This is a genomic window from Lentzea sp. NPDC006480 (genome assembly GCF_040611995.1).
GTDB lineage: Bacteria > Actinomycetota > Actinomycetes > Mycobacteriales > Pseudonocardiaceae > Lentzea.
The window spans coordinates 1-10,333 of sequence record NZ_JBEXPJ010000246.1 but is presented as its reverse complement, the minus strand read 5'-3'; the positions used below and the strand labels follow the sequence as shown (position 1 = coordinate 10,333).

General features: G+C 70.0%; 13 protein-coding genes and 1 riboswitch. Of the genes, 7 read left to right on the top strand and 6 right to left on the bottom strand.

The features are described from left to right. Positions 1-70: 70 nt before the first annotated feature. The 3 genes from ABZX92_RS43565 to ABZX92_RS43555 all read right to left on the bottom strand — a co-directional run bounded on the left by ABZX92_RS43565 (position 71) and on the right by ABZX92_RS43555 (position 1,940). Positions 71-820 carry a CbtA family protein gene (locus tag ABZX92_RS43565; RefSeq protein ID WP_355571680.1) on the bottom strand — a complete coding sequence of 250 codons (750 nt, stop codon included), beginning with the start codon at positions 818-820 and terminating at the stop codon, positions 71-73. Between the two features lie 24 nt (positions 821-844). After that, positions 845-1,033, bottom strand: coding sequence for a CbtB-domain containing protein (locus ABZX92_RS43560; RefSeq protein ID WP_355571678.1), 189 nt, complete (start codon positions 1,031-1,033; stop codon positions 845-847). 31 nt (positions 1,034-1,064) lie between these two features. Continuing rightward, positions 1,065-1,255: riboswitch (cobalamin riboswitch) on the bottom strand. A 34-nt stretch (positions 1,256-1,289) separates the two neighbouring features. Then, positions 1,290-1,940: a (2Fe-2S)-binding protein gene (locus ABZX92_RS43555; RefSeq protein WP_355571676.1), complete on the bottom strand. Its 651-nt coding sequence runs from the start codon at positions 1,938-1,940 to the stop codon at positions 1,290-1,292. Between the two features lie 107 nt (positions 1,941-2,047). On the opposite strand from ABZX92_RS43555, the gene ABZX92_RS43550 reads away from it, so the two are divergent. The 3 genes from ABZX92_RS43550 to ABZX92_RS43540 are packed head-to-tail and all read left to right on the top strand — an operon-like array spanning position 2,048 to position 3,493. Beyond that, positions 2,048-2,311, top strand: a complete 264-nt coding sequence (locus ABZX92_RS43550; protein ID WP_045315894.1) for a phosphoribosyl-ATP diphosphatase — start codon at positions 2,048-2,050, stop codon at positions 2,309-2,311. Positions 2,312-2,324: 13 nt separating this feature from the next. Further along, entirely contained in the window at positions 2,325-3,185 is an 861-nt protein-coding gene (gene hisG / locus ABZX92_RS43545) for an ATP phosphoribosyltransferase (protein ID WP_355571674.1), read from the top strand. Continuing rightward, a complete protein-coding gene (locus tag ABZX92_RS43540; RefSeq protein ID WP_355571672.1) occupies positions 3,182-3,493 on the top strand; it encodes an antibiotic biosynthesis monooxygenase in 312 nt (103 codons plus the stop codon). The genes hisG and ABZX92_RS43540 overlap by 4 nt, the downstream gene beginning before the upstream one ends. Here the strand turns inward: ABZX92_RS43540 and ABZX92_RS43535 are convergent. Then, a complete protein-coding gene (locus tag ABZX92_RS43535) occupies positions 3,454-4,071 on the bottom strand; it encodes a phosphoribosyltransferase family protein (RefSeq protein WP_355571670.1) in 618 nt (205 codons plus the stop codon). The genes ABZX92_RS43540 and ABZX92_RS43535 overlap by 40 nt on opposite strands. Before the next feature lie 138 nt (positions 4,072-4,209). Between ABZX92_RS43535 and ABZX92_RS43530 the strand changes: the two genes are divergently transcribed. Then, a complete protein-coding gene (locus ABZX92_RS43530) occupies positions 4,210-6,375 on the top strand; it encodes a tachylectin-related carbohydrate-binding protein (RefSeq protein ID WP_355571668.1) in 2,166 nt (721 codons plus the stop codon). A 14-nt stretch (positions 6,376-6,389) separates the two neighbouring features. Beyond that, on the top strand, positions 6,390-6,584 hold the full coding sequence (locus tag ABZX92_RS43525; protein WP_355571666.1) for a hypothetical protein: 195 nt from the start codon (positions 6,390-6,392) through the stop codon (positions 6,582-6,584). Positions 6,585-6,618: 34 nt separating this feature from the next. Here the strand turns inward: ABZX92_RS43525 and ABZX92_RS43520 are convergent, their stop codons facing one another. Together ABZX92_RS43520 and ABZX92_RS43515 are read right to left on the bottom strand one after the other, a co-directional pair. Next, positions 6,619-7,386, bottom strand: a complete 768-nt coding sequence (locus tag ABZX92_RS43520; RefSeq protein WP_355571682.1) for a thioesterase family protein — start codon at positions 7,384-7,386, stop codon at positions 6,619-6,621. After that, the gene (locus ABZX92_RS43515) at positions 7,383-8,228 is read right to left on the bottom strand and encodes a PD-(D/E)XK nuclease family protein (RefSeq protein WP_355571664.1); all 846 of its coding nucleotides are present in this window, start codon (positions 8,226-8,228) and stop codon (positions 7,383-7,385) included. Before ABZX92_RS43515 ends, ABZX92_RS43520 begins: the two co-directional genes overlap by 4 nt. A 122-nt stretch (positions 8,229-8,350) precedes the next feature. Between ABZX92_RS43515 and ABZX92_RS43510 the strand changes: the two genes are divergently transcribed. Both ABZX92_RS43510 and ABZX92_RS43505 read left to right on the top strand, forming a co-directional pair. Next, positions 8,351-9,469, top strand: a complete 1,119-nt coding sequence (locus ABZX92_RS43510) for a site-2 protease family protein (protein WP_355571662.1) — start codon at positions 8,351-8,353, stop codon at positions 9,467-9,469. A gap of 15 nt (positions 9,470-9,484) precedes the next feature. Further along, positions 9,485-10,309, top strand: coding sequence for a tRNA (adenine-N1)-methyltransferase (locus tag ABZX92_RS43505; protein WP_196778011.1), 825 nt, complete (start codon positions 9,485-9,487; stop codon positions 10,307-10,309). Positions 10,310-10,333 lie beyond the last annotated feature (24 nt).

The following is a 10,333-nucleotide window of genomic DNA, read 5'->3' as shown; positions in this document are numbered from 1 at the left end:
GCGCGGCGACCGCGACCGCGGAGATGCCCGCGCCCAGCAGGAAGCTGCGGAACTCGGCCACCCCACTCAATCAGGCGACAGCGGCTTTCTCCGCGGCCTTGGTCCTGCGCGTGGCCGGGTCGACCAGCAGGCCGAACACCACGCCGAGTCCGACGTAGAGCGTGGCCAGCTGGGCGAGCGAGCTGAGGCGGAACTGCCACAGCACGGTCACCGGCATGTCCGCGGGAATCGTGTCCGGCGGCGCGGGGAAGGCCAGCAGCACCACCGCGACGGCCGCGACCACCGCGAGCAGCACCGCGGTGACCCGCACCGGCTGCGTCCGGGCCTGGAGCCGCTCGGCGAGCCAGCTCGCACCCCAGACGATCACCAGCCCGGCCACGACCACACCGAGGTACAGCGCGGTCCGGTAGTTCACCGTCTCCGGGTCGCCCACCGCGGGCGGGTTGGCCGGGTACTTGAGCCACGGCAGCAGCGCGACGGCACCGAACACCGCGGCACCGAGCGCGAGACTGCGGCTGAACGGCGGACGGTCGGCGAACCACCGCTTGGACAACGCGTAGGCCGTGGCGAACACGAGCCCGACCGCGATGCCGACGATGATCACGCCGAGCATGCCGCCCACGACCTGGGCGCTGCGGCTGACCAGCTCTTCCTCGCCGTGCGAGTGGCCTTCACCGGCAGCGGGTTCCCGAGCCTCCTCGACCGCGAGCGCGGCACGAATGGGGATCTCGGTCACCAGGAGTTGCACGAGCGCGGAGGCGACGCCGGCGATGGCGCCCGCCCCGATTCCGCGCAGCGCAAGGGACTTGTACGTCGTCATGTGCTTGATCTGCTGCTCAGCGGATCAGTGGCAGGGAACGCCGAGAGCGTGCCGGCCGTCGTGGAAGAACTCGTGCAGCATCTCGGAGCCCGCGCCGAGCGCGAGACCGTTCTCCTGCAGGACCAGGTAGGTGACGATCAGGCCGAGCAACGCGACTGCGAAGGCCCACTTGGGCACCTGAACTGCGGACAGACTTGCTGCGGGGCTCGTCATGACGGGCTCCTCCATACCTCGTGGAAGTCAACTCTCCTTGCGGCGCCGCAGCCGGTCTCCTGACTCCCGGATCACCGCCGTCCCCGCGTCTTCCCAGCGCCCAACGGGTGCCAGTGACGTGCTCGGCGGGGACAACTTCCCGGTCACAGTGGCGAGGACCGCGCCGGATTTCCACCGGCTTCCCGTCACTGCGGCGCGTGCACCGTAAGTTGAGTTGCCGGTTAAGCACAACCGGCCATAAGAGTTGTTGCGTTCCTCACTTCACGAGTGGACAGTCGCCGCACTTCCCACCAGCGGCTACCCGGTAGTAAAGACAACAGCTCCTGCGCAGGAACCCGAGCTCGCCGGGGATGCTCAGGAATTCCCCCGCCTGTTCGAACGGCGGCGCGCCCATCAGCCGGTTACCGCGAAGTTCCGCTTCCTCGGCCGTGAGCATGCGTGCGCGGACAACCATTTTGAGCGCACCCGCGATGTTCGACATCGCGTTGCCCCACAACAATCCGCTCGCCACCGGCGTGACGCGCTGGATCGCCGCCACCACGGGTTCGAGCGCTTCCGGCGCCGCCGGGCCGAGCTGCGGCAGGTCGATGCGGACGCTCAGGCCGTTCACCGGATGGTGTTGCCACCACAGGTTTTCCGGCCGGATGTCGATGGGGATGTCCGCCGCCGTGAGCGGGCTCAGCAACCGGGCGGTGTAGCTGAGGAAGAACAGGCTCGCGGCGACGCGTGGTTCCTCCGCTTTGTACCGGGTCGCGATGGCGTCGATGGTGGTTTTGAGCGCCGGGCCTTCCAGAAGTGCCGTTCCCGGGAGCCACGTTTCGTCCGGACGGCCCACGTCGAGAGCGAAGAACGGGTTGATGCCGCGCACTCTGCGCAACGCTTCGAGCACTTCGGCGAATTCCGACACGAAGTTCACGCTACTGGGTGTCCATGCAGGACAGATCACGTCCACGGCCTGGGACAGAACTGACCGCGGTGTGGACGCGGATGCGCGGGATGGGAGGATGTCACCCCGTGAAGACCTTCGACTCCCTGTTCGCAGAGCTGACCGAACGAGCCGCCACCAAGCCGGCGGGATCCGGCACCGTCGCAGCGCTCGAGGCCGGCGTCCATGCGCAGGGCAAGAAGGTCCTGGAGGAGGCGGGCGAGGTCTGGATCGCCGCCGAGTACGAGTCCGACGAGAAGCTCGCCGAAGAGATCTCGCAGCTGCTGTACCGCCTCCAGGTGATCATGCTGGGCCGCGGGCTCACCCTTGACGACGTCTACAAGTACCTCTGACGGAGACTTTCACATGCTGCGCGTTGCAGTCCCGAACAAGGGCGCGCTCGCCGAACGCGCCTCCGCCATGCTGACCGAGGCGGGCTACCGGCAGCGGCACGAGCCGCGCGACCTCACCGTGCTCGACCCGAACAACGACGTCGAGTTCTTCTTCTTGCGCCCCAAGGACATCGCGATCTACGTGGCGTCCGGCGACCTCGACCTCGGCATCACCGGCCGCGACCTGGCGGCCGACTCGGGTGCCGACGACAACGGCTCGTCGGTCGAGGAGCTGCTGGCGCTCGGCTTCGGCTCGTCGACCTTCCGCTACGCCGGGCCGGAAGGCACCGACTGGAAGGTCTCCGACCTCGAGGGCAAGCGCCTCGCCACGGCGTACCCGAAGCTCGTGAACCGCGACCTGCGGACTCGTGGCATCACCGCCCAGGTGATTCGCCTCGACGGCGCCGTGGAGATCTCGATCCAGCTCGGCGTGGCCGACCTGATCGCCGACGTCGTGGGCTCCGGCCGCACGCTGCGCCAGCACAACCTGGTGCCGTTCGGCGAGCCGATCTGCGAGTCCGAGGCGGTTCTCGTGCACCGCACGGGTTCCGAGCTGACCGCGGCCAAGAAGCAGCTGACGGCCCGCCTGCAGGGTGTCGTGTTCGCGCAGCAGTACCTGATGCTCGACTACGACTGCCCGCGCACGCTGCTGGAGAAGGCCGTCAGCCTGACGCCGGGCCTGGAGTCGCCGACCGTGGCGCCGCTGGCCGACGACAACTGGGTGGCCGTGCGCGCGATGGTGTCGCGCAAGGAGGCGAACCAGGTGATGGACGAGCTGGCCGCGATCGGTGCCAAGGCCGTGCTGGCCTCGGACATCAGGTTCTGCCGCCTGTGATCCTGGAGCACGCCGTCCTGGACGTGGTGGCGGGCCAGGAGACCGACTTCGAGTGGGCGTTCGGCGAGGCGCGGGAGCTGATCTCCGCCTCGCCGGGCTTCCTCGGCCTGGAGCTGCTGCGCTCGTTCGAGACGCCCGGCCGCTACCTGCTGCTGGTGCGGTGGGAGTCCATCGAGGCGCACACGGTCGGCTTCCGGCAGGGGCCCTCGTACCCGCGGTGGTCGGCGTTGCTGCACAAGTTCTACTCGCCGTTCCCGGTGGTGGAGCACTACGCGAGCGCGCTGAGCACCTCGGCGTCCGTCGTCTGATCGAACCGGTCGTACCAGCGGCTGACCGCGCCGAAGTGGCGTGGCACCAGGATGGCGACCACCGGTGTCGTGAAGATCCTGATCGAGTCCTTCGCGGCGACCGGGACGGCCAGGGTCAGGCTTTTGGGCTGGTGTTTCGCGACCCAGTGCAGGGCTGCCTTGGCCGTGACGCCGGTGGCCAGGCCGTCGTCGACGACGATGACGTCGCGGTCCTGGATGTCCGGTGGCGGCTTGTCCTTGCGGTACAGGTTCGTGCGCCGCGCGGCTTCTTCGCGTTCCCGGTCGCAGGTCGGCGCGAGCTGTTCCTCGGTGAGGTTCAGCGCACGGAGGACGCGCGGGTCGTAGATGGGCTCGCTGTCGGCCGTGACGGCGCCGACGCCGTACTCGGGGTGGCCGGGGGCGCCGATCTTGCGCGCCACCACGACGTCGAGCTCGGCCTGGAGCTCGTCCGCGACTTCTTTGGCCACCGGGACTCCGCCGCGCGGCAGGCCGAGGATCAGCGGTTCGTGCCAGGTGCGTGCCGCGAGTCGCGCCGCCAGTGCGCGGCCCGCTTCCCGCCGGTTCGCGAACCTCTTCACAGTCTCGTTGACGTTACGCCCTGATCAGGGCGTGCGGCGCGTCACGCTCCGACGGTGTAACGAAGCCGGGCGGCCCCGACGATCCCATTTCCGGTACCGATCAGTACCGTTTCTGGGGTTCTAGTGAAAGACCAGTTCATGCTCTCTGCGCAGCAACGCGCGACACCGACCTGGCGGCGGATCCTCGCCCCGGTCCTGGTCGTGCTCTCCCTGTTGACGTTCGTCCGGCCCGCGGCGGCCGACATCAGCTACCTGCGGGCGGCTCTCTACGCCTCGTGCGCCGACCAGGCGCCGGTGTACTCGGTCAAGGACAACGGCGACCTGTGGCTCACCACCCACACCGGCGCCCGTTCCGGCCGCAACACCTGGGGCACCGCGACCCAGATCGGCACCGGCTGGTTCGGCCGGGTGCTCGCGGCTCCCGGCGGTGTCCTGCACAGCATCGAGCCCGACGGCACGGTCAAGCGGTTCCGCTGGAACGGCGCCGGCTGGGACAACGGCACCGGCACGGTGACCGGCTCCGGCTGGGGCGCCTACGCGACCGGAGCCGGTCGCGACCGCGTCACCGTCGACTCCGACGGCGTGCTCTACCGCCTGGACGGCGGCCTGCTGGTGATGCACCGGTTCGACGGCACGCGGTGGTCCGAGGGCGAGATCATCGACGACGGCTGGGGCTCCTACACCTCCGTCGTCGCCGCGGGTTCCGGTGTGCTCTACACCCGCACGGCCGACGGCGCGGTGTTCCGGCACCACTTCGAGACCACGACGAACACGTGGTCGCAGCGTCACCTCAGGACGGGCCGCGACCTCGGCACCGGCCGCCTCTTCTCCGCCGGCGCGGACACCCTGTACCGGCTGACCGGCGCCGGTGACCTGGTGTGGCAGCGGTTCGTGCCGGCCAAGGGCGAGTGGGTGAGCACCGACCGCGCCGACGGCACGACGGTGGGCACCGGCTGGACCGGCCTGCGCGAGCTGGCTGTCGCGCCGGACACCTGCGCGCTGCGCAACCCGCTCAAGCCCGTGCACCAGCTCATGCAGCTCGGCATCGGCTCGATCACCGCGGGCGAGATCGTCACCACGATCAAGGCGGTGCTCGCCGAGACCGGTGTCAGCAACGCCCGGATGGGCGCCCTGGCGCAGGAGGTCGCGTCCTACGCGAAGGCCAACTGGCCCGCCGTCGAGCAGGCCAAGGCCGAGCTGGACGCCCTGCTGGCCGCGCCGAATCCGGACCAGGCGCTCGTCGCCGCCGCCGGCGCGAAGTTCGCCGCCGCGCAGGGCCTGGAACTGCCGCAGTACAAGGAGCTCAACGCGCTGCTGGAGAAGGCGCGCGCCGACGCGCCGAAGATCCGCCAGACGATCGACCAGTACCGCGGCTTCGTCACCGTGTTCGTCGACGAGGGCCGCAAGCTGATCGTGCTGCTGCGCGACACCGCGCAGTCGTTCCGCGAGATCCCGCCGTTCACCCTGCCCGCCGACTTCAAGGTCGACGTGGACGTCGCCGGTCTCGAGGCGATGGGCCGCGGGTGGGAGCAGATGAACGCCGACCTGACGCGGATGAACGAGTCGATCGACGCGTCGATGGCCCAGCTGAACGCCTCCATGGCGGCGTTCAACCGCGACATGGCGGACTTCAACCGCTCGATGACCGAGTTCAACGCGTCCATGCAGCGGTTCAGCTCCGGCACCTGGTGGCCGACCGGCGGCTTCAGCCTCAGCGGGCTCAAGTTCGACTTCGACCGCGTGTTCCCGACGGGGACGACGCAGGAGCAGCGCGACGCGACCGACCGCAAGGTGGCCGCGCTGGTCGGCTTCATCCCCTACGTCGGCAGCGGCAAGGGCATCGCGGACGCCATCACCGGTCGCGACACCATGACCGGCGAGCGGCTCGGCGGTCTCGACCGCGCGCTCAACATGCTGCCGATGCTGCGGCCGGTCAAGGAGCTGATGAAGGGCTCCGACGCGATCAACTCGGCGGAGCGCCTGCACGACGGTTCCCGCGGCACCGGCAACGTCGTCGACGGCGTGCGGCTCAACGCCCGGCTCGCGGGCGAGGAGATCGCGAACGGGCACGCCTACCAGAAGCACGTCGTCGAACAGGGCGAGTTCCCCGGTGTGCGCACGCGCGCCGAGTTCGCCCAGCTGGTGGAGAACACCATCGTCCGCGGCGAGATGCGCCCGTTGAACAACAACCGATTGGCCTACTGGTACAACGGGATGGTCGTCATCAGGAGCCCTAGGGCCGCCGACGGCGGCACGGCGTTCGCGCCGAGGGACGGCTACAACTACTTCCTGACCGTCCCGTGATGAGGGAGAGCAACGTGGAAATGGTCCATTCCGATGACGAGGGCCTCACTTTGTCGCTGACGAAGGAGGAGTTCTTCACCTTGATCGGGTCGATCAACGAAGCACTGGAACTCGTGGACGACTGGGAGTTCGAGACGCGGGTCGGCGTGGCACGCGACTTCGCCGTCGCGCTCAGGTCGACCATGAGCGACCTCGCTCACGGGCTCTGACGTCGTGGGGCGTCCACATCGGACGCCCCACCCGTCAGGCTCGCTCGCGCACGAACAGCGCTTGTGCCGTGGTGCCCACGGGTCCCTCGACGTCGTGCACGGTGCTCGTCGCGAGCCCGACCCCGTCCGGCCCGATGGTCGTCCGCGCGTCCATGCCCACCCACTCGCCGACGGGCTGGCGGTGCAGGTGCACGGTCAGGTCGGTGTTGATCGCGTACCACTTGCGAATGTCCACACGGGACGAAACACCGCTCGCGGAGTCGACCACGGAGAACACGCGCTCCAGCGGCGTCGGCTCGAAGCCCTCCACCACCGCCACGCGCGGCCGGGCCCACACCTTCGCGTCGCCCGGCGTGAAGATGCCGCCCGACACCGACAGCCACTCGACGGCGGCGAGGTAGCCGCCCGACCAGAAGTCCGGGATCTCCATCGGCACGGCCGAAGCGGGCGGCGCCATCGCCGCGACCTCACCACCGGCGACGGCTGTGGTGTCCGAACCGACGATGTGCCACGCACGCGCGGTCAGCACCGCGCGACCTTCGAAGGACAAGGCGGCCGCCAGCAGTTCCACCGAGCGGCCGGGGCGTTCGACCGAAGTGGACACCGTCAGGTCGGCGACCGGCACCGGGCCGAGCACCTCGAACGTCACGCGGGACAGCGTTGGCCGCAGGGCGAGCAACGAGCGCACCAGCAGAGCCGAGGGCGGCCCCAGGTGCTGGCTGTCCGGGCCCCACGGGCCGACGGTGTGCTCGGTCGAGCGGAAGACCCCGTCGGACACGGGGAGGTAGAAAGCGGTCATCAGTCGCGGTCCTGGAGAGGCTCGGTGTCGTCCGGCTCCGGCCAGCCGGGGTAGGGCGGCGGGGTGCCGTCGAACGCCGGGCAGAACGCCTTGTGGTCGCAGTAGTCGCACAGGCGGCTGGGGGACGGGCGGAAGTCGCCGGTCGGGGCCGCGCGCATGATGGCCTGCCAGATGGCGTCGAGGGTGCGTTCGAAGCGGGAGAGCTCGGCCTCGTCCGGGGTGTAGGCGAGCGCCTGGCGGTCGGCCAGGTACATCAGCCGCAGCTGGCGCGGGACCACGCCGCGCAGCTTCCACAGCACCAGGGCGTAGAACTTCATCTGGAACAACGCCTTCGCCTCGCCCACCTCGCGCGGGGCGGCGCCGGTCTTGTAGTCCACGACCCGGATCTCACCCGTCGGGGCGACGTCCACGCGGTCGATGTAGCCGCGCAGCAGCACGCCGGACGGGAGCTCGGACTCGACGAGCAGCTCGCGGGCCTCCGGTTCGAGGCGGCGCGGATCCTCCAGGCCGAAGTAGCCGTCCAGCAACGCCGTCGCGGACTGCAGCCACTGCGCCTCCTCGTCGCTGCCCTCGGTCGCGAACAACGAGGAGAACTCCGGGCGTTCGGCCTTCACGCGCTCCCAGGCCGGCACGATCATCGAGCGGGCGCGGTCCGGGACGCGCTCCACGGCGGGCAGGGCGAAGAGATCTTCGAGGACGGCGTGCACCACCGTGCCGCGCACCTGGGCCTTCGTCGGCTTCTCCGGCAGGCGGTCGACCGCGCGGAACCGGTAGAGCAGCGGGCACTGCTTGAAGTCCCCGGCTCGTGAGGGCGACAGGGCCGGCCTGCGCAACGTGGTGCTCATGGTTCGAACCCTAGGACAGGGGTCTGACAATTCCGCTGCCCGCTCCCACCCCTGTGCCATGAACGGCGCTTTCACGGCACAGGTACACCGCGAGATCACACTCACGGCTCTACAGTGCACCCGTGGCCGCGCGGATCAGTGAGCGAGAGGGCGGCCTGCTGCTGTTCCGGGTGGCGGGCATCCCCGTGCTGCTCGCGCCGTCGTGGTGGATCGGGTCCGCGATCGTGGTGGCCTTCTACGCACCGCTGGTCGACGACCTCGCGCCCGGCACCCCGCCCGGCGTCGGCCTGCTGCTGGCCGCGCTCTTCGCGGTCTTCCTCGGCCTCTCCGTGCTCGCCCACGAGCTTGGCCACTGCGTCGCGGCGCTCAGACTTGGTCTGCCGGTCAGAAGACTGCGGCTGTACCTGCTGGGCGGCCTGTCCGAGATCATGCGCACGCCTGGCAAACCCAGCCACGAAGGCCTGGTCGCGGGAGCCGGCCCGATCGTGTCGGTGGCGCTGGCGGTCGTCTTCGGCATCGGCGCGTTCGTGATGGAACCCGGCGATGTCGTGTGGGTGCTGGTCTTCCAGGTCGCCGCGGCCAACGTCGCCGTCGCCGTCTTCAACCTCCTGCCCGGCCTTCCGCTCGACGGCGGCCGGATCGTCAGAGCGGGCGTGTGGGCCGCCACCGGGCAAAGGGCGATGGGCACGCGTGTCGCCGTGGTCGGTGGTTTCGCCGTGGCGATCGCACTGGTGGCGTGGGCGCTGTACGGCGTCGCGGAAGGCGCGGAAGACCGTTGGCTGCGTCTCGGCGTGTGCGTGCTCACGGCGTGGGTCGTCGTCGCCGGCGCGAGGAGCGAGCTCGCCAGCGAACGCCGCCGCACGTGGCCCGCCGGAGTGACCCTCAGCGACCTGATCCTGCCGGTGCTGCAACTCCCGGCGGAAAGCCCTGTCGCGGACGCGCTGAGCACCTCGGCGGGGCGTGGCGTGGTGCTCGTTCGCGCGGACGGCGTCGCGGCCGGCCTGCTCGACACCGAGGCGGCGCGGAAGCTCGCCGCCGCAAGCCCGTTCGCCCCCGCGGAGATGGCCGCCGAGCCGATCCTGCCCGAGACCGTGCTGCTCGCCGACGAGCCCGGTGAGGAGATCGTCGAACGCGTCCAGGGCACGGCCGCGTGGCAGTTCCTCGTCGTGGATCTGGAAGGCCGGCCGGCGGGCGTGCTGCGCAGGGAGGACCTGCGTGCGGCCATTGAGAAGGGCGTTTGACACCATTGCGCGGTGATTAGCGCAAGTGGACCGTTCCAGCCGGGTGACCGGGTTCAGCTGACCGACCCCAAGGGCCGGCACTACACGGTCGTTCTCGAGTCCGGCAAGGAGTACCACACCCACCGCGGCGCCATCCCGCACGACCTGCTCATCGGGCAGCCGGAGGGCTCCGTCGTGCAGTCGGTGGGCGGCACGAACTTCCTGGCGCTGCGCCCGCTGCTGCCGGACTACGTGCTGTCGATGCCGCGGGGCGCGCAGGTGATCTACCCCAAGGACGCCGCGCAGATCGTCATGTACGGCGACATCTTCCCGGGCGCGCGCGTGCTGGAGGCCGGCGCGGGCTCCGGCGCGTTGTCGTGCTCGCTGCTGCGCGCGGTGGGGGAGAAGGGCAGCGTCCAGTCGTACGAGGTGCGTGACGACCACGCGGTGCACGCGATCCGCAACGTGGAGACGTTCTTCGGCGAGCGCCCCGGCAACTGGTCGATCACGGTCGACGACGTGAAGAACCACGAGGGCGAGGTCGACCGGGTCATCCTCGACATGCTCTCGCCGTGGGAGGTCCTGCCCACGATCTCCAAGAACCTCATCCCGGGCGGCGTTCTCGTCGTGTACGTCGCCACCACCACGCAGCTCTCCGTCGTCACGGAGGCGCTGCGGGAGATGACGTGCTGGACCGAGCCCCACGCGTGGGAGACGCTCGTCCGCCCGTGGCACGTCGTCGGCCTCGCGGTGCGGCCGGAGCACCGGATGATCGCGCACACGGCGTTCCTGCTGACCACGCGCAAGCTCGCGGACGGCGTGACGGCGCCGAAGCCGCAGCGCCGCCCCAGCAAGGGCTGAGACACGCGCAAGGGCCCGCACTTC

Excerpts from the sequence above, each read along its gene's own strand:
- ABZX92_RS43565 (WP_355571680.1), bottom strand. The coding sequence starts at position 820 with ATGACGACGTACAAGTCCCTTGCGCTGCGCGGAATCGGGGCGGGCGCC.
- ABZX92_RS43560 (WP_355571678.1), bottom strand. The coding sequence starts at position 1,033 with ATGACGAGCCCCGCAGCAAGTCTGTCCGCAGTTCAGGTGCCCAAGTGG.
- hisG (WP_355571674.1), top strand. The coding sequence starts at position 2,325 with ATGCTGCGCGTTGCAGTCCCGAACAAGGGCGCGCTCGCCGAACGCGCC.
- ABZX92_RS43530 (WP_355571668.1), top strand. The coding sequence starts at position 4,210 with ATGCTCTCTGCGCAGCAACGCGCGACACCGACCTGGCGGCGGATCCTC.
- ABZX92_RS43515 (WP_355571664.1), bottom strand. The coding sequence starts at position 8,228 with ATGAGCACCACGTTGCGCAGGCCGGCCCTGTCGCCCTCACGAGCCGGG.